General features: G+C 69.9%; 11 protein-coding genes and 1 pseudogene. 1 reads left to right on the top strand and 11 read right to left on the bottom strand.

The annotated features are described in order from the left end of the window. Positions 1–139 precede the first annotated feature (139 nt). Entirely contained in the window at positions 140–2791 is a 2652-nt protein-coding gene (locus tag UA75_RS02620) for a hypothetical protein (protein ID WP_075738556.1), read from the bottom strand. 414 nt (positions 2792–3205) lie between these two features. On the opposite strand from UA75_RS02620, the gene rarD reads away from it, so the two are divergent. After that, a complete protein-coding gene (rarD, locus tag UA75_RS02610) occupies positions 3206–4192 on the top strand; it encodes an EamA family transporter RarD (protein WP_232237606.1) in 987 nt (328 codons plus the stop codon). Between the two features lie 177 nt (positions 4193–4369). Here the strand turns inward: rarD and UA75_RS02605 are convergent, their stop codons facing one another. The 10 genes and pseudogenes from UA75_RS02605 to nuoF all read right to left on the bottom strand — a co-directional run bounded on the left by UA75_RS02605 (position 4370) and on the right by nuoF (position 18275). Beyond that, positions 4370–5422: a polyprenyl synthetase family protein gene (locus UA75_RS02605; RefSeq protein WP_083682874.1), complete on the bottom strand. Its 1053-nt coding sequence runs from the start codon at positions 5420–5422 to the stop codon at positions 4370–4372. Between the two features lie 130 nt (positions 5423–5552). After that, the gene (nuoN, locus tag UA75_RS02600) at positions 5553–7178 is read right to left on the bottom strand and encodes an NADH-quinone oxidoreductase subunit NuoN (RefSeq protein WP_075738548.1); all 1626 of its coding nucleotides are present in this window, start codon (positions 7176–7178) and stop codon (positions 5553–5555) included. A 13-nt stretch (positions 7179–7191) separates the two neighbouring features. Then, positions 7192–8823 carry an NADH-quinone oxidoreductase subunit M gene (locus tag UA75_RS02595; RefSeq protein ID WP_075743332.1) on the bottom strand — a complete coding sequence of 544 codons (1632 nt, stop codon included), beginning with the start codon at positions 8821–8823 and terminating at the stop codon, positions 7192–7194. Between the two features lie 100 nt (positions 8824–8923). Then, complete coding sequence (gene nuoL / locus UA75_RS02590; RefSeq protein WP_075743331.1) at positions 8924–10858, bottom strand: NADH-quinone oxidoreductase subunit L; 1935 nt, start codon at positions 10856–10858, stop codon at positions 8924–8926. Between the two features lie 67 nt (positions 10859–10925). After that, positions 10926–11225: an NADH-quinone oxidoreductase subunit NuoK gene (gene nuoK, locus UA75_RS02585; protein ID WP_069846307.1), complete on the bottom strand. Its 300-nt coding sequence runs from the start codon at positions 11223–11225 to the stop codon at positions 10926–10928. 344 nt (positions 11226–11569) lie between these two features. Then, positions 11570–12394: pseudogene (locus tag UA75_RS02580) on the bottom strand (NADH-quinone oxidoreductase subunit J); the annotation flags it as partial. Positions 12395–12438: 44 nt separating this feature from the next. Further along, positions 12439–13005 carry an NADH-quinone oxidoreductase subunit NuoI gene (gene nuoI, locus UA75_RS02575; protein ID WP_075738546.1) on the bottom strand — a complete coding sequence of 189 codons (567 nt, stop codon included), beginning with the start codon at positions 13003–13005 and terminating at the stop codon, positions 12439–12441. Beyond that, complete coding sequence (gene nuoH / locus UA75_RS02570) at positions 12992–14368, bottom strand: NADH-quinone oxidoreductase subunit NuoH (RefSeq protein WP_075738544.1); 1377 nt, start codon at positions 14366–14368, stop codon at positions 12992–12994. The genes nuoI and nuoH overlap by 14 nt, the downstream gene beginning before the upstream one ends. Then, positions 14365–16935, bottom strand: coding sequence for an NADH-quinone oxidoreductase subunit G (locus tag UA75_RS02565; protein WP_075738542.1), 2571 nt, complete (start codon positions 16933–16935; stop codon positions 14365–14367). The genes nuoH and UA75_RS02565 overlap by 4 nt, the downstream gene beginning before the upstream one ends. Next, on the bottom strand, positions 16935–18275 hold the full coding sequence (gene nuoF / locus UA75_RS02560; RefSeq protein WP_075738540.1) for an NADH-quinone oxidoreductase subunit NuoF: 1341 nt from the start codon (positions 18273–18275) through the stop codon (positions 16935–16937). Before nuoF ends, UA75_RS02565 begins: the two co-directional genes overlap by 1 nt. Positions 18276–18311: the final 36 nt, after the last annotated feature.

Here is an 18311-nt window from a genome sequence, read left to right as displayed (position 1 = left end):
CGGCCGGCCCCGGTTTCCCGGCCGGGACCGGCCGACCGACTGCCACGGCGGGTCATGCAACGGGTGACGGGCCCGGCCCTTTCGTTCACCGAGCGGAGGGGCGGGCGCCCCGCACGGGCCCGCCCCGGCTCAGGTCGGGTCAACGCCCGGCAGACCCCGACCTGCGGGTGTGCCATGGCGCGAAGCCCGCGCGCTGGGCGTCGGCCTCACTGCGGAACCAGACCTGGGCCTTGGCCGTGCCGAACTGCGGCGACTGATCGGTGTGATAGATACGGGTCTTCGCATTCGCCTTGACCCGATAGTCGGCGGTGGGCGCCGATCCGTCCGGCGCGGCAGGTGCCGAACCCGGCCCGAACGGCTGAGCGCCCTTCGGCGTGAGCGTCGCCGCGTCCAGCTCGTTGCCCTCCAGGTCCTGGATCGGAATCCAGGGCTCCCGGCCCGATGTGCTGGACGGGGTGGGGATGGCAGGCCTCGGGATGGCGGGCGGCGGCCCCGGTGGGACCGGCGACGCGGGCCGGGGTGGTGTACCGCTCTGGTTGCCCGCCTGCCCCCGACCCGCGAACCAGACGAACTCGGCAGCGCCGCCGCTGGGCGCGGGACCCGGCGCGGCGCCGTCGGCCTCCAGCACGGGCTCGAACAGGGACCGCTCCCGCTCCGGCTCGACGGCCTCGGCGGGCGCCCCCGCCCGATCGCCGGTCGACGGCGTCGCATCGCCCAGTTCCAGGTCGTCCAGACCGATCAGCGGATCGGAGCGGTCCGCCGCGACCGGCAGCTGACGGGCAGCCGGCCGCCCCGCGACGTGCGGGATGTCGCTCGTGGTCGGCCTGTTCTCGTTGATCGCAGCAGATCGGCCGACCGGAGGCAGGCTCGACGACGCTGAGGAACCCGACCGCGAGACGGTGTCCTGGCTCTCCGACGGGTCGTCCTGATCGGCGGAGTCCGCAGCACCGACCGCGCCGGCGCCGGCATCGTGGTCGTGGTCGTGGTCGGAGATCGACACCATCGGGATCATCGCGGTCTGCTCACTCATCTCCTCCCGACCGACGTCGGGCCCGGCGTCCGCCGCAGCCTCCACGTCTGCCGTGCGGTCGGTGACGTCGACAGCGGCGGGCTGGGCGTCCTGCGGGCGATCCAGGTGCTCATCGGCCGCCTCGTCGAGCAGCTCGCCCGGCCCATCGGTCCCGACGGAGACGTGGTCCTCCTCGACGGCCGCCGCGCTCGATTCGGGTGTCGCCCCTCGGTCCCGCTCTGCGGTGTCGGAGACCGGCGGCAGGTCCGGCGAATCCGACGGGCCGGTCAGCGCCGTCGAGGACGCGGGGAGGTCCTGATCGGCGGGGTGGTCCTGGAACTCCGCGGCCTCGGGCCAGGCGGAGTCCTCCTGAACCTCGTCACGATCGAAGACCCGCTGCTCACGGTCGGACTCGGCGGGCGCCGCCGACTCCGAGGCCTGCGCCTCGTCGACCGGGTCCGTCTCCAAGGCCCGGCCCGAGGCAGGCTCGTCCAGGGTCGACGGCCAGGCCGTCGCGTCCGCGTCCGCCGACGGCTCGGTCGAGTCGGCACCCTGCGACGACGGCCACTCGTGCTCGACGGCGGGCTGCTCGGCGGCGAGGTCGGCGCGACGGAAGAAGTCGGTACGCGGCTCGTCCACCTGATCTGCCCGCGCCCCCGGAGCCCACTCCGGTGCCGACGACGATGCAGCCGAGTCGAACGGCTCCGCCGCAGGGCCGCCGTGGCTCGCGGCCGCGTCCTCCGCCGACGGACCGTCCGGGAAGGCGTCGGGGAAGTCGCCGAGGAGTTCGTCTCTGCCGCCCGTGCCGGGCCCGTCGCCCGGTCCGGCGTCCTCGCCCTGGGGCCAGGCGGCCTCGAAGGCGTCGAACTCGGCAGGGGCCGCCGAGGCTCCCACCGGGCCGACCTCAGGGGTCGGGAGGCCGCGTCGGGTGTCGTGGTGGGGACGCGCAGGCTCGGCAAGGCCGCGCGGCTCGGACGGCCGCCAGGTGTCCGGATCGGCCCCGGGCAACGGGTCGTGCGGCTGCGCCTCCGGCGTCGAGGGGAGGTCTCGGCCCTCGTCGGGCCAGCCGATCGCCTCGTCCCGTCGACCGGCGCGCGCCGACTGCGGTCGAGCCCCGGCGCCCGCACCGAGCGTGGGCCGCTGCTGGCGACTGGTCAGCTCAGCGCGGCGAGCGTCGTGCGCGCCGGGAAGTCCGGCTTTGTTGATCACTGCCGTCTGGTCTGCGCGCGACTCGGGACGCCGCCGCTGGTCCTGCGGCTCGGCCCTCGGGCCCTGGTACTGGTCGAGCGGGCCCGCCGCGCGGGCGGCGCGTTGCTGATCCTGATACTCGTCGGGCTGCTCGTGGCGAATTGCGGGCTGCTGCTCGGTGAAGAAATCGGCACGGGTCGGCTCGGGTCGCGCGGCACGCGGCGGCTCCGGCGCCCTCGGCGGCAACGGCGGGTGCGGGACGGGCTCCGGCGCGGCCTCCCACAACTCCTCGTAGGTCTCGGGAATCGGCTCACGTTGCGTCGGGTCGGGCGAGGTGCCCCGCAGGCCCGCGAGCAGGTCGTCGCCGTCGGGGTCCCCGCGCAGCCAGTCGGCATCGCGCCGGGGCTCCCTCGGCTGGCGTGGCTCCTCCCCCGTCTCCTCGCCGCGCTGGAGCTCGGCACCGGCCGCACGGTCGCCGTCGAGTCGCGCGAGCCGTTGTCGAGCAGGGCGGACCAGGAGCGCCCAGGTGACGAAGGCTCCTAGTGCGAAGGCGAGCAGGCTCCACAGCCATACCTGCCCGAAGATCGAGGTCACAGGAAGTCCCTCCTAGCTGCACGGCCACGCCCCGAGCCGTGCACGGCCCTGAACGCGGTGCCATGACCATCCGCCGTGAACGGCAGTCTGAGCTGCCGCCCGGTGGTCGACGTCGTCTCGTCGACCGTCTCGCCGAATCGCGCCGATCCGTCCCACGCGGTCCGGCCCCATCGAAGCAGACCCGGTCGCCACGTCAAGCACGATGTCGTCGCCTGCGGTTCTCCGGCCGAGACGACGGCCGGAAGATCCACGTCAGAACACCACCGCAGCCCATTCCCGCGCGGATCCGAGACCGGCTCCCTTCAGCGGTGCCCAAGCCTTCCAGGAATCGCGGTCGAACGTGCAATCGGGGTGGCGATGTCCCGGGAATTCCATCGCGGAAACGCGAATCCTCCTCGGCGTAGGCTCGCCGCCGTGCCCTCCACGACGCCTGATCACAGCGCGACGACCGACCCGGCGAGTTCCGGGCGAGGGCGTCGCCTCGGCCTGTTGTCGGGAACGGGTGCCTACGTGTTGTGGGGCGCGACACCGGGTTTCTGGGCACTGGTCGATCAGGCCGCGCCGGTCGAGATCCTGGCGCATCGACTCGCCTGGACCCTGGTCCTGATGGTCGTCGTCTGCCTGTTCCTGGGCAGGCTGTCCGCGTTACGCGGACTCGGTCCGCGTCGGTGGGCGCTGATCTCCGTGGCGGCGATCCTGATCGCGGTCAACTGGGGCGTCTACATCTACGCGGTACTCGCCGAGCGAGTCATCGAGGTCTCCCTCGGCTACTACATCAATCCGCTGATCAGCGTGCTGCTCGGCGTCCTGGTGCTGGGTGAACGACTGCGCGGCGTGCAATGGATCGCCCTCGGCGTGGCTGCGACGGCGGTGCTGGTGGTGACGCTCGACTACGGCAGGCTGCCCGTCATCGCGCTCGTGGTCGCAGGCAGCTTCGCGGTCTACGGGCTGCTCAAGAAGACGGTCCCGCTGGACTCGTTGAACAGCCTCACCGCGGAGAGCATGGTGCTGGCTCCGTTCGCCATGGCCTATCTGGTGTGGTTGCAGGTGACCGGCGCTGCCACGTTCCTGGCCGAGGGGCCGCTGCACAGCGCGCTGCTGATCGCGGCGGGACCGGTCACCGCGCTCCCGTTGCTGCTGTTCGGCTTCGCCGCGCAACGCATCCCGCTGTCCGTGATGGGGATGCTCCAGTACCTGGCGCCGACGTTGCAGCTGCTCTGGGCCGTGCTCATCGCAGGCGAGTCGATGCCCGCCTCCCGCTGGATCGGCTTCGGTCTCGTGTGGCTCGCCCTGGCGATCTTCAGCATCGACGCCCTGCGGACGGCGCGTCGGGCGGGTGCCGCCGCAGCAGCGGCCCGGCGACAGACGGAGTCGACCGTCTCCGCGCCCGACCAGCTCTGACCGGCCTCGTCATCCGATCGGCAGGCGCCCGCCCGATCGCGCTCGTCCCGTTCGGCGCTGCGCAGATCCGCGGCGCTTGAACTGCGGAGTCCTTGAATAGCGGAGTCCGCCGACCAGCAGGCCCGCACCGACCGGCACCACCGACGGCGCGCCGGGCGGAGCCGGCGCGGCCAACCACTAGTTGCTGCGCGCCACGACGTACTCGATGAGGCTGCCCAGCGCATCCCGCGCCGGATGGGCGGGGAGGACCGCCAACTCCTGCCGTGCCGCATCGGCGTAGTCGGTCAGCGTCTTGCGCGCCGCCGTCACCCCGGAGGAGGCCCGCAGCAGGTCGAGCGCCTCCTGCACCAGCTCGTCGTCGCCGACCGGGCCTGCGAGCAGCTCGCGCAGCCGCGCGGTCTGGGGCGACTCCTCGGCAAGCGCGTAGAGCATCGGCAGGGTCAGCACGCCCTCGCGCAGGTCGGTGCCCGGCACCTTGCCGGACTCCTGCGCAGGCGAGTCGATGTCGATGATGTCGTCGGAGATCTGGAAGGCGATGCCGATCAGCTGTCCGAGCCTGCGCAGGGCCGCGATCTGTTCGTCCGGGGCGCCAGAGAGCATCGCGCCGTACTGGCCCGCCGTCGCGATGAGCGACCCGGTCTTCTCGGTGATCACCCGCAGGTAGTGCTCGATCGGGTCCGCTCCCGCGCTCGGCCCGACGGTCTCCCGCATCTGACCGGTGACCAGCTCGCCGAAGGTCTGGGCGATGATCCTGGCCACCTCGGTGCCCAGGTCCGCCACCAGATAGGAGGCCCTGGCGAACAGGTAGTCGCCGGTGAGAATGGCCACCGCGTTGTCCCAGCGGACGTTCGCGCTCTGCGCGCCGCGCCGCATCGTGGCCTCGTCCATCACGTCGTCGTGGTACAGCGTCGCAAGGTGGACCAGCTCCACCGCGACGGCCGCCTTGATCACGTCCGGTCTGCCCTGCCCGCCGAACTGCGCGGCGAGGAGGGTGAACATCGGTCTGAACCGCTTCCCGCCCGCGTCGACCAGATGCAGCGCCGTCTCGGTGACGAAGTCGAGATCGCTGCGCAGCAAGCCGTGCAGCAGATCCTCGACCTCGGCCAGGCTCGCGGAGACGTCCTCCGCCAGTCCCGCGTCCGCGATGTCCAGTTGTGAGGTTCGACCTCCACCGACCTGAGTCCGACCCGTGCCCGCCACGTCACCGCCGCCTTCTCGCCAAGGGCTCATGGTTCACGAGCCTGTCGCAGATCTCCGCTCTCCGGCGTCATCGGGGACAGCGCGACGAGCCGCGGCGTGTCGCCGCGCGTCTCGTCGGCGCTGATCCCCGACAGCGACGAAGGAGGATCACCGACAGGTCCTATGAGATGAACCCACCAATGCCTGCCCAGTCCAGGGCCAACGTCGGCAGCACGCCGAGCAGCAGCGTGACCACCACACCGAGCGTAATCGCAGCCGTGGTGAAGGCTCCGGGCACACTCACCGTAGGACCGTCGGAAGCAGGCTCGCTGAAGTACATCAGCACGATGACACGCAGGTAGAAGAACGCGGCGACGGCGCTCGCGATCAGGGCCACCACCACCAGCGGAGCCATTCCGTCCGCCACCGCCGCCGAGAACACCGCCAGCTTGCCCATGAATCCGCTGGTGAGCGGAATGCCTGCCAGGGCGAGCAGCAGGAAGGAGAACACAGCGGCTACCAAGGGTGACCGCTTCGCCAGTCCGGCCCACTTGGAGAGGTGAGTAGCCTCACCATCGGAGTCCCGCACCAGAGTGATGACGCCGAACACCGCCACGGTGGTGAAGCCGTAGGCCAGCAGGTAGAACATCGTGCCCGCGAGGCCGTCCTCGGTGAGCGCGATCGCACCCACCAGCAGGAAGCCCGCGTGGGCCACCGACGAGTAAGCGACCATCCGCTTGATGTCGGTCTGGGTGAGGCCCAGCACGGCGCCGATCACCATCGAGGCGATGGCGACCGCCCACAGCACGCCCTCCCACTCCCAGCTCGACGCCTCGAAGGCGACCTGGAGGACCCGGAGGATCGCGCCGAACGCGGCGACCTTGGTGCAGGCCGCCATGAACGCGGTGATCGGGGTCGGAGCGCCCTGGTAGACGTCGGGCGTCCAGGAGTGGAACGGGCCGACCGACGCCTTGAACAGCAGACCGACGATCAGCAGCCCCAGCCCGGCGAACAGCAGGGTCTCGGACCGGTCGGTGCCCGCGGTGGCCTGGGCGATGGCGGAGAGCTGCACGGAGCCTGCGAACCCGTAGAGCAGCGCGATGCCGTACAGGAAGAACGCCGAGGCGAAGGCGCCGAGGAGGAAGTACTTGACCGCCGCCTCCTGCGAGATCAGCCGTCGTCGCCGAGCCAGTCCGCACATCAGGTACAGCGGCAGGCTCAGGACCTCCAGCGCGACGAACATCGTCAGCAGGTCGTTGGACGCCAGGAAGGCCATCATGCCGCCGAGGGCGAACAGCGCCAGCGGGAAGACCTCGGTCTGCATACCCGGAGCGGTCGTCTGCGCGCGGTCCTGCGTGGAGCCCGGTCGCAACGCGGCCTGGGCGACGAACGCGCCGCCCGGCTCCACCGAACGGTCCGCGATCATCAGGAACGACGGCAGCGCCAGGGCGAGCAGGGTGCCCCACAGGAACAGCGTCGGATCGTCGACGGCCAGTGCCCCGTTGAAGGTCGTCACCGGCGCCACCTGGTGGGCGACGTCGGCGAAGGCCGGGTCGACGGGAACCTCCTCCGACAGCCCGAGACCCACGCGCAGACCCTCGTTGATGTAGAGGATCATCGCGAACGCCGCGACCAGCAGCGTTCCGATCGACAGCCCGACCTGGGCGGCCCATCGTCTCGACCTCGGCAGGAATGCCTCGAGCAGCACGCTGACGAAGGCAGCGAGGAAGACGACGAGCAGCGGGCTGATCGCCCACCAGTCGATCGAGTAGCTCTCCACGTTCTCGCTCTGCGCGAGAACGGACACGCTTGTCAACACCTCAGTCGCCTTCCTGACCGGTTGCCTCAGGTCCGCCTGCCGCGGGTCCGACCGTGGAATCCGCTCCCGTCACGGGATCGCTGAGGCCGACCTCGGTCATCGTCGCCTCGACCGAGGGAGTGATCACCTCAAGCACCGGGGCCGGGTAGAACCCGAGCACCACGATCAACACCACCAGGGGTGCCAGCACACCGATCTCGCGCGCACTGAGATCGGGCACCTTGCTCTTGAGCTTCGTGAGCAGCGACTCCGAGTTCGGGTCGACCGCGGCTCCCGGCCCGCCTGCCAGCCCGATCAGCGCGTCGCCGCGCAGCGGCCCCTGCATGATCCGCTGGTAGACCCAGAGGACGTAGAGCGCGGCGAGGACCATGCCGATCGCGGCGAGCACGGTGTAGACCGGCTCACGCGGGAACGACCCGATCAACACCAAGAACTCGCTGACGAAGGAGTTCGTGCCCGGCAGCGCGAGCGAGGAGAGCCCCGCCACTAGGAACAGGCCTGCCAGCACCGGGGTGAGCCTGGCAAGACCGCCGTAGTCCTGGATGAGCCGCGAGCCGCCCCTGGCGATCACCATGCCCACCACGAGGAACAGCATTCCGGTGGAGATGCCGTGGTTGACCATGTACAGCACCGCACCGGTCTGGGCCTGCGTGCTGAAGGCGAAGATACCCAGCGCGATGAAGCCGAAGTGCGCCACCGACGTGTAAGCGACGAACCGCTTCATGTCGCTCTGGCCGACGGCCAGCAGCGAGCCGTACAACACGCCCGCCACCGCCAGCACCAGGATCAACGGTGCGAGTTCCTGGCTGGCCATGGGGAACAGCGGGAGGCAGTAACGCAGGAAGCCGAAGGTGCCGATCTTGTCGAGCACGCCGACCAGCAGCACGCCCGCTCCGACCGGCGCCTCGGCACCGGCGTCGGGCAGCCAGGTGTGCAGCGGCACCAGCGGCGCCTTGATCGCGAAGGCGATGAAGAAGCCGAGGAAGAGCCAGATCTGCGTGCTCAGCGGCGCGTCGGAGATGGTGGCGGCCAGGGTCTCCCAGTCGAAGGTGCCCTGTCCGAGCTCCTCGGCGCTGACCACGTACACACCGATGACCGACGCGAGCATGATCAGCCCGCCCAGCAGCGAGTACAGGAAGAACTTGACGGCCGCGTACTGCCTGCGCGGGCCGCCGAACCGGCCGATGATGAAGTACATCGGCACGAGGACGGCCTCGAAGAAGACGTAGAACAGCAGCACGTCGGTGGCGGCGAAGACGCCGACCATCAGCGACTGCATCACCAGCAGCAGCGAGAAGTAGCCCGCCGCGGTGCGTCCCTCCGGCAGCCTGTCCTCCCACGAGGCACCGATCACAATCGGCACCAGCACCGCGATCAGCGCGATCATCACCAGGGCGATGCCGTCCACCCCGAGTGAGAAGTGCACGCCGAACGCCGGGATCCAGTCGACCGAGGAGGTCAGCTGCAGCCGGGGGCCGCCCGGGTCGAACGCCGTCCAGGCCAGCGCGGCCAGCACCAACTCGACCAGCGAGAAGGCCAAGGCGGTGATCTTCGCGTTTCGCTCGTTCCCACGCAGGAAGGCGACGACGAGCGCGCCGACGAGCGGCAGGATCAGCAGCGCCAGGAGCACCATCGAACCGCTCACCTTTCCTCCCTCATGCTCTCGGCCAGGATGTTCTCGGCCACCGTGTTCTCGACGTTCTCGACTCGAGGGTTGTCACTCGACCTCGTGATCACGAGAACCTCACCATCAACAGAGCCGCGATCACGAGGACCGAGCCTCCCAACATGCTCAACGCATAGGAGCGGACGAAACCGGTCTGAGTCCGGCGGAGCCGTCCGGAGGAGCCGCCGAGCAACGCGGCGGCACCGTTCACGACCCCGTCGACGCCCTTGTTGTCGACGTAGACCAGGGCGCGGGTCAACCACGTGCCGGGGCGGGCGAACAGGGCCTCGTTCAGCACGTTCCCGTACAGGTCGGCGCGGGCCGCCCGCACCGGGAACGAGACCCTGGCAGGCCGGACGGCGGGCACGCGACGTGCGCCGAAGACCAGCCAGGCGGCGAGGACGCCGAGGGCGGAGAGACCCACCACGATGAACGGGATCACCGAGTGCGGCAGCACGCCGTGGTGCTCCTCCAGCGTGCCCAGCGACGGCTGCAGCCAGTTGATCAGCCAGTCGCCGGACTGGAGCAGGAAACCGCCCGCGACCGAGCCCACCGCGAGCACGATCATCGGCGCCGTCATCGACACCGGGGACTCGTGCGGGTGAAAGTCCCGACCGTCGGCGGACTTCTGGTCCTTCCAGCGTTCCGGGCCGAAGAAGGTCATCAGCATCAGCCGGGTCATGTAGAAGGCCGTCAGGCCCGCGCCCAGGGCGGCGGCGCCGCCGAACACCCAGCCGCGCCAGCCCGGCTCGGCGAACGCGGCGGCGACGATGGCGTCCTTGGAGTAGAAGCCGGAGAAGAACGGGAAGCCGATCAGCGCCAGGTACCCGAGCCCGAAGGTGATGAACGTGACGGGCATGTACTTGCGGAGGTTTCCGTACTTCCGCATGTCGACCTCGTCGTTCATGCCGTGCATGACCGAGCCTGCCCCGAGGAACAGCCCGGCCTTGAAGAAGCCGTGGGTCAGCAGGTGGAAGATGCCCAGCGCGTAACCTGCCGGGCCGAGGCCGACCGCCAGGATCATGTAGCCGATCTGGCTGACCGTCGAGTAGGCGAGCACCTTCTTGATGTCGTCGTAGGCGCAGCCGATGATGCAGCCGATCAGCAGCGTCAGCGCACCGATCGCGGTGACGATGAGCCTGCCGTCGGGGGTCAGCGTGTAGATCGGGTTCGCGCGGGCGATCAGGTAGACGCCCGCGGTGACCATGGTGGCGGCGTGGATGAGGGCGGAGACCGGAGTCGGGCCCTCCATCGCGTCGGGAAGCCAGGCCTGCAGCGGGAACTGACCAGACTTTCCACAGGCACCGAGCAGCAGGAGCAGCGCGATCGCCAGCAGCACGCCGGGCGAGAGCTCGCCTGCCCTGGCGAAGACCTCGGTGTACTGGGTCGTGCCCAGCTCGCGGAACATCAGGAAGATGGCCACCGCGAGGCCGACGTCGCCGACCCGGTTCATCAGGAACGCCTTCTTGGCGGCGCTCGCCGCTGCGGGCCTGCGCTGCCAGAAGGAGATCAGCAGGTAGGAGGCGAGACCGACGCCCTCCCAGCCCAGGTACAGCGTCACGAAGCTGTTGCCGAGCACCAGGATCAGCATCGCCGCGACGAACAGGTTGAGGTAGGCGAAGAACCGCCGACGCTCGCTGTTGGACCGGCCGACTCCGCCGTCACTGTCGTGGCTCATGTAGCCGATCGAGTAGACGTGGATCAGCGATCCGACGCCGGTGATCAGCAGCACGAACACCATGGACAGCGGGTCGATGCGAAGTCCGAACTCGACGTTCAGCGCACCGGCGGGAATCCAGTCGTAGAGGTGCAGCTCCTGAACCCGTTCGGAGCCGGACATACCTGCCATGGACAGGAACACCGCGAGCCCGTAGACGAAGGCGGCGATCACCGTGGCACAGCCGAGCAGGTGCCCCCAGGCGTTGGTGCGCTTCCCACCGATCAGCAGCACCACGGCGCCGATCAGGGGCAGCGCGACCAGCAGCCACGCGTATTGAGCCACGCCCTCGGCGATGCTCGGTTCGGCGAGCGAGCCTTGGGCGGCCAGGAACGTCTCCACGCTCGACCCCTCAGTACTTCAACAGGTTGGCGTCGTCGACCGAGGCCGATCGACGCGTCTTGAAGATCGACATGATGATGGCCAGGCCGACCACCACCTCGGCCGCCGCGACGACCATGACGAAGAAGGCCATGATCTGGCCGTCCAGAGTTCCGTTGATCCTCGCGAAGGTGACCAACGTCAGGTTCACGGCGTTGAGCATCAGCTCCACGCACATGAAGACCACGATGGCGTTGCGTCGCACCAGCACGCCCACGGCGCCGATGGTGAACAGCAGCGCCGAGAGCAGCAGGTAGTAGGTCGGTGTCACGCCCTACCCTCCTCACCACTGGTGTCGGTCCCCTCGGCGTCCGCCGAGGTGTTCTTTCCCGCCGAGGCGGCATCAGATCCCGCCGAGGTGTTCTTTCCCGCCGAGCCCGCCGAGGCGCTCTTTCCCGCCGAGGCGGCATCAGACTCCGCAGACGCACCTTCGGACTCCGCCGAGGCGGCATCAGATCCCGCAGACGCACCCTCGGACTCACCCGAGGCGCCCTCAGCCGAAGTGGAGTCAGATCCAGCCGACGCACCCTCGGACTCAGTCGCCGTATCGGCGTCCTGCTCCGTCCCGCCTTCGGACTCGGCGTCCGTCGTCGGCTGCTGCGCCGCAGGCCGTCCGCCCGAGGTCAACTCCCCGGCGTCCGGCGCGGGAACGCTACCCGAGACGGTCGCGGCCTCTGCGTCGAGGCGATCGACCGCAGTGGACTCGATCAGTGCCGACAGCGATTCCGGCGCCACCGAGCCGTCCGGCAGCAGGGCCGGAGTGGCCACCGAGTTGGCCGTGGCGAAGACGCCGGGGCCGGGCAGCGGCGACGGTCGGGACAGCTCGCCCCGGAAGCGGGCGTCGGCCCGTTCCCGCTGGGTGAGGCGGACCTTGTCGCGCTTGTCGACCAGCACGAAGACCAGCGCACCCACCGTGGCGACCACCAGCAGAGCCCCGGTCAGCTCGAAGGGGAACAGGTAGTCGGTGAACAGCATTTCACCGATCGTCGCGACGTTGCCGTCCGGCGCGCTGTTGATGTGCTCCAGGCCCACCGACTGCACCGACTCCAGCGAGCGGGCCAGTGCGCCGACGACCAGGATGCCGAAGCCGATGCCGAAGAGCGCCGCCAGCAGTCGCTGGCCGCGCAGCACTTCGACCACCGAGTCCGCGCTGTCTCGCCCGACGAGCATCAGGACGAAGAGGAACAACATCATGATCGCGCCGGTGTAGACGATGATCTGCACGACGCCGAGGAACGGCGCCTGCTGGACCATGTACATCACACCGAGCGAGAGCATCGTCATCACGAGCCACAGCGCGGAGTGCACCGCGTTGCGGGCGAAGATCATGCCGAGCGCACCGAGCAGTGCGGCGGGTCCGAGGATCCAGAAGGCGACGGCCTCCCCGGTGCCGATCACGTCCGCTGCGGGCGCCTGACCCGGTGCCACCGCGGCGAGCACCGAGCCGGACACCGAAGCGGGCAGGGCGGTGAGGATGTCGAGACTCACCGGCGGGCCTCCTCAGAACCGGTCTCCACCGTGGCGCCTGCCGGAACGCCGGCCTTCCTGGCGAGTTCGGGGCCGTGGACGTAGTAGTCCTGCTCGTCCTTGCCGAGACGCATCGGATGCGGCGGCTGCTCCATGCCCTCGAGCAGCGGAGCGAGCAGGTCCTCCTTGGTGAAGATGAGGTCCTGCCGGTTGTCGTTGGCCAGCTCGTACTCGGTAGTCATGGTCAACGACCGGGTCGGGCAGGCCTCGACGCACAGTCCGCAGCCGATGCAGCGCAGGTAGTTGATCTGGTAGTCGGCGCCGTAACGCTCACCGGGCGAGTAGCGGGCCTCCTCGGTGTTGTCGCCGCCCTCCACGAAGATCGCGTCGGCGGGACACGCCCAGGCACACAGTTCGCAGCCGACGCACTTCTCGAGTCCGTCGGGGTGCCGGTTGAGCTGGTGGCGGCCGTGGAAACGCTCCGCCGGAATCTTCTTGACCTCAGGGTATTCCTCGGTGGCCACCTTCTTGAACATCGTCGAGAAGGTGACGCCGAAGCCCTTGAGGGGATCAAACAGTCCCATCGCCGCCCTCCTTGGGGGAGCTGGCCGGTGCGGAAGAAGCGGAGTCGTCCGCCTTGCCCACGGAGCGAGTCGCGCCGCGCCTGGTGCCGCCCGAGACGCCTGCGGGCTCGTCGCCCGAGGTCGCGGAGACACTGCGCCGAACAGGTACGTCGGGCACCTTGAGATCCAGCGGCGGCAGCGGATAGCCGCTGCCCGACACCGGTGGCCCCTCGTCCTGCGGAGCCGCCCGATCCGGGATCAGGAAGCTGCCCGCGACCACGATCACCAGCAGCACACCCAACACGATCATGATGTGCATCGGGCTGACGCCCTCGGAGTTGCGCAGCACGCGGATCGCCGCGACCAGCACGAACCAGCCGAGTGCGAACGGCACCAGGACCTTCCAGCCCAGGTGCATGAACTGGTCGTACCGGAACCGAGGCAGTGCGGCCCGCACCCAGATGAACAGGAACAGACAGGCGGCCAGCTTCAACGCGAACCACAACAGCGGCCACCAGCCGGTGTTGAGGACGCCGTCGCCGATCTGCGAGAGCGGCCATGGAGCGGCCCAGCCGCCGAGGAACATCGTGGTCGCCAGCGCCGAGACCGTGACCATGTTGACGTACTCGGCGAGGAAGAACATGGCGAACTTCAGCGAGGAGTACTCGGTGTGGAAGCCGCCGACCAGCTCGGACTCCGCCTCGGGAAGGTCGAAGGGCGCCCGGTTGGTCTCACCGATCATCGAGACCAGGTAGATGAGGAAGCTGGGGAACAGCAGAATCGCGAACCAGCCCTGCTGCATCTGGGCCTCGACGATCTGCGAGGTCGACAGCGATCCGGCGTAGAAGACGACGCTGACGATCGCCAGACCCATCGCGATCTCGTAGGAGATCACCTGGGCGGCGGAGCGCAGCGCGCCGAACAGCGGATACGGCGAGCCGGACGCCCAGCCTGCCAGCAGGATGCCGTAGACGCCGACCGAGGCACAGGCCAGGACCACCAGCACGCCCGCCGGGACCTCGGCGACCTGGAGCACGGTGCGCTCGCCGAAGATCGTCACCTCGCCGCCGAGCGGGATGACCGCCATCGCCAGCAGCGCCGGGATGGCCGCGAGGATCGGGGCCAGGAAGTACACCCACTTGTCCGCCATCGCGGGCCGGATGTCCTCCTTGAAGGCGAGCTTCAAGGCGTCGGCCAGCGACTGCAGAATGCCGAAGGGGCCTGCGCGGTTCGGGCCGGGGCGCTGCTGCATCCGGCCGATGATGCGACGTTCGGCCCAGATCATCAGGATGGTGACCACGATCGGGATCGCGAAGATCACGACGACCTTGATCAGGATCAGCCAGATCGGGTCGTCGACCAGCAGCTCGGCTGCGGGGTTCATCGGGCTCCTCCGTTCTGGACCCCGTCGAGGTAGACCAGCGAACCGTGTCCGGCTGCGAGGCTGCGCCGTACCGTCGAGTCACCGGAGTTGGCGGGCAGCCAGACCACGTCATCGGGCAGGTCAGCCGGGCTCAGCGGCAGGGCCACCGAACCCCGCTCGGTGCGCACCGTGAGCAGATCGCCCTCGGCGAGCCCGAGCCGGGCGCTGGTCGCGGGCGAGAGCCGCGCGACCGGGGTGCGGGCGGTGCCCGCCAGGCTGGGCTCCTCCTCCTGGAGGGAGCCGTTGTCCAGCATCTGCCGCCAGGTCGCCAGGCTGAGCTGGTCGGCGGTCGGCGCGCGCCGGGTCGTGGGCGACACGGTCGGTGCCGGTGCCCTGGTGCCGTCGTGGCGGCCGAGCCGGGCGAGGTCGCCCGCCGCAGCAGCCGAGGTCTGAGTGAACAGATCGGCATCCATCTCGACGGCCAGCGTGTCCAGCACCCGACAGTCCGGCAGCACGCCGGTGCCCTCGATCGTCGTGGCGAACGGCCGCGCGCGTCCCTCCCAGTTGAGGTAGCTGCCCGACTTCTCCACCGAGGGAGCGATCGGGAGCACGACGTCGGCGCGCTCGGTGACCGCGCTGGAGCGCAGCTCCAGGCTGACCAGGAAACCGACCTTGTTCAGGGCCCGCTCGGCCAGCTCCGGGTCCGGCAGGTCGTCGGGGTCGACACCGCCGACGACCAGCGCGTCGAGTTCGCCCGCCGCAGCGGCGGCGAGGACCTGCGAGGTGTCGCGTCCGGGGGCGGCGGGCAGGGTTCCCGCCTGCAGTCCCCAGGCCAGCTCGACCTCGTTGCGCGCCGCCTCGTCGGTGACGGGCCTGCCGCCGGGGAGCAGGGTCGGGACCGCGCCCGCCTCCAGCGCCCCGCGCTCACCGGCACGACGCGGAATCCAGGCCGCCTTCGCCCCGGTGCGCTCGGCGAGACGCAGCACCGCGGAGAAGAGTCCCGGCACCTCTGCCGCCCGCTCTCCGACGAGGATCACGGCGTTCGACGAGGCCAGGGCGCTCTCGACGTCCTCGGCGTGGGTCGGCAGCGCGTCGAGCGCCGCCGCCTCGCCGCCGGGGACGCAGGCGAGCAGCCCGCCGCCGGGGTCCGGCCTGCCGGGGTTCAGTCGATCGGTGGTCTTGCGCACGCCGGGCGTGGACCACTGGCCGAGGTGGAAGACCTTGGTGCCCTTCTTCCGCGCGGCCTTGCGCAGCCGCAGGAAGACGATCGGCGCCTCGTCCTCCGGCTCGAAGGCCACGCACAACACGGCAGGCGCGGCCTCGATCGCGGCGAAGGTGACCCCGCCGGACTCCGGCGAGCTGCCCACCACCTGCGAGGAGAGGTAGGCCAGCTCCTCGGCCGAGTGCGGCCGGGCGCGGAAGTCGATGTCGTTGGTGTTCAGGGCGATCCTGGCGAACTTGCTGTACGCGTAGGCGTCCTCGACGGTGAGCCTGCCGCCGGTCAGCACCGCGGCACCCCGGCCGTCCCGCGCGGCGGTCAGGCCCTCGGCCGCCACCCGCAGCGCCTCGGTCCACGAGGCGTCGCGCAGCAGGCCGGTCTCGGCGTCGCGCACCTGCGGCCGACGCAGTCGATTCGCCGCCGTGGTGTAGCGGAAGGCGAACCGGCCCTTGTCACACAGCCACTCCTCGTTGACCTCGGGGTCGTCGCCCGCGAGCTTGCGAGTGACCTTGCCCCGCCGCCAGTCGGTGCGCTCGGCGCAGCCGGAGGAGCAGTGCTCGCAGACGCCCGGCGTCGACACGAGGTCGAAGGGGCGCGCCCGGAATCGGTAGGCGGCGCTGGTCAGCGCGCCCACCGGGCAGATCTGGATCGTGTTGCCGGAGAAGTAGCTCTGGTCGCCGCCCGCGACCGCAGTCGACTCCCCGCCCTCCAGCAGCGTCAGGCCGCCGCTCGCGGTGATGCCGCCCTCGGTGACCGCCGTCGACGCCGTGCCGATCTGCTGCTGGGAGCCGCGCTCCAGGAGGTCCAGGAAGCTGTCGCCCGCGATCTCCTTGGAGAACCGGGTGCAGCGCTGGCAGAGGACGCAGCGCTCCCGGTCCAGCAGCACCTGGCTGGAGACGGCCAGCGGCTTGGCGAAGGTCCGCTTGTGCTCGTGGAACCGCGAGTCGGTGCGGCCGTGCTTGAGCGCCTGGTTCTGCAACGGGCATTCGCCGCCCTTGTCGCAGATCGGGCAGTCCAGCGGGTGGTTGATGAGCAGCAGCTCCATCACGCCCTGCTGCGCCTTGTCCGCCACCGGCGAGGTGCGCTGGGTGTTGACGACCATGCCGTCGGCCACCGTCATCGTGCAGGAGGCCTGCGGCTTCGGCATCTTCCGACCGCCCATCTCCACGTCGACCAGGCACTGGCGACAGGCGCCCGCCGGGTCGAGGAGCGGGTGGTCGCAGAACCGGGGCACCACGATGCCCAGCCGCTCCGCGGTGCGGATCAGCAGCTCGCCCTTGGGCGCGTCGACCTCGATGCCGTCGATGGTGAGCCGGACGTGTCCCTCGGGCACCGGCGCGGCATCGGTCTTGTTCACAACAGAGGTCATCAGCGGGCTCCTGCCAGAGCGGGACTCGCGGGGTCTGCCGCGGTGCCATTCCTGTTCTTCTCGCAGAGGTCGAGGAACTCCTGCTTGAAGTACTTGATCGCGCTCGTGATCGGGCTCACGGCGCCGTCACCCAGCGCGCAGAACGAACGGCCGAGGATGTTGTCACAGACGTCGAGCAGCGTCTCGATGTCGGACTCCCGGCCTTCGCCGCGGACCATCCGCTGGAGGATCTGCACCAGCCAGTAGGTGCCCTCCCGACAGGGGGTGCACTTTCCGCAGGACTCGTGCTTGTAGAACTCGGTCCACTTCATCACGGCCCACGGCACCGAGACCGTCTCGTTGAAGATCTGCAGTGCGGTGGTGCCCAGCATCGACCCGGCCTCCGCCGCGCCCTCGAAGTCCAGCGGCACGTCGAGGTGCTCGGCGGTGAACATCGGGGTGGAGGAGCCGCCGGGGGTCCAGAACTTCAGCGGGATGCCGTCCTTCATGCCGCCCGCGAGCTCCAACAGATCCCGCAGCGTGCTGCCCATCGGCGCCTCGTACTGGCCGGGCCGCTCCACATGGCCGGACAGCGAGTAGATCTTCGGGCCCGGCGAGCGCTCGCGTCCCATCTTGCGGAACCAGTCGGAGCCGCCGTTGACGATGTAGGGAACACTCGCGATCGTCTCGACGTTGTTCACCACAGTGGGCGAGGAGTAGAGCCCCGCCGTCGCCGGGAACGGCGGCTTCAGCCTCGGCTGGCCGCGCTTGCCCTCCAGCGAGTCGAGCAGGGCGGTCTCCTCGCCGCAGATGTAGGCGCCCGCACCCGCGTGCACCACGACGTCGAGATCGAAGCCGGAGCCCAGGATGTTCTTGCCCAGATAGCCGGCGCGGTAGGCCTCGTTCACCGCGGCCGTGAGCCTGCGGATGCAGTGCAGCGCCTCGCCCCGGACGTAGATCGCGGCGAAGTTCGCCCGGATCGCATACGAGGTGATGACGACGCCCTCGACCAACGAGTGCGGGTCCGCCATCATCAGCGGGATGTCCTTGCAGGTGCCCGGCTCGCCCTCGTCGGCGTTGATCACCAGGTAGTGCGGCTTGCCGTCACCCTGCGGGATGAAGCCCCACTTCATGCCGGTGGGGAAGCCCGCACCGCCACGCCCGCGCAGCCCGGAGTCCTTCATCAAGGTGACGAGCTGATCGGGGTGGGCGTCCAGTGCCTTGCGCAGCGCGGAGTAGCCCTCCAACTGCTCGTAGGTGCGCAGCCCCCACGACTCGGGGGACAGCCACCGACGGGTCAGCACCGGGGTCAGGGGTGCTACCCCGTTCGACGAGGTCTTCGTCGAGTTCGGTTCACTCATCGCCGTTCTACTCCCTGCTTGCCCACCCGGCGCTTG

Origin of the sequence: Actinoalloteichus sp. GBA129-24, assembly GCF_001941645.1 — a bacterium.
Lineage (GTDB): Bacteria > Actinomycetota > Actinomycetes > Mycobacteriales > Pseudonocardiaceae > Actinoalloteichus_A > Actinoalloteichus_A fjordicus.
Note: the sequence above shows the minus strand (reverse complement) of the source record. Positions and strands in the feature narration are given on the sequence as shown.

What these genes read in the sequence shown, in the direction of transcription:
- nuoI (WP_075738546.1), bottom strand. Translation starts at nt 13,005, where the DNA reads ATGGGACTGTTTGATCCCCTCAAGGGCTTCGGCGTCACCTTCTCGACG.
- UA75_RS02595 (WP_075743332.1), bottom strand. Translation starts at nt 8,823, where the DNA reads ATGGTGCTCCTGGCGCTGCTGATCCTGCCGCTCGTCGGCGCGCTCGTC.
- UA75_RS02605 (WP_083682874.1), bottom strand. Translation starts at nt 5,422, where the DNA reads ATGAGCCCTTGGCGAGAAGGCGGCGGTGACGTGGCGGGCACGGGTCGG.
- nuoH (WP_075738544.1), bottom strand. Translation starts at nt 14,368, where the DNA reads ATGAACCCCGCAGCCGAGCTGCTGGTCGACGACCCGATCTGGCTGATC.
- nuoF (WP_075738540.1), bottom strand. Translation starts at nt 18,275, where the DNA reads ATGAGTGAACCGAACTCGACGAAGACCTCGTCGAACGGGGTAGCACCC.
- UA75_RS02565 (WP_075738542.1), bottom strand. Translation starts at nt 16,935, where the DNA reads ATGACCTCTGTTGTGAACAAGACCGATGCCGCGCCGGTGCCCGAGGGA.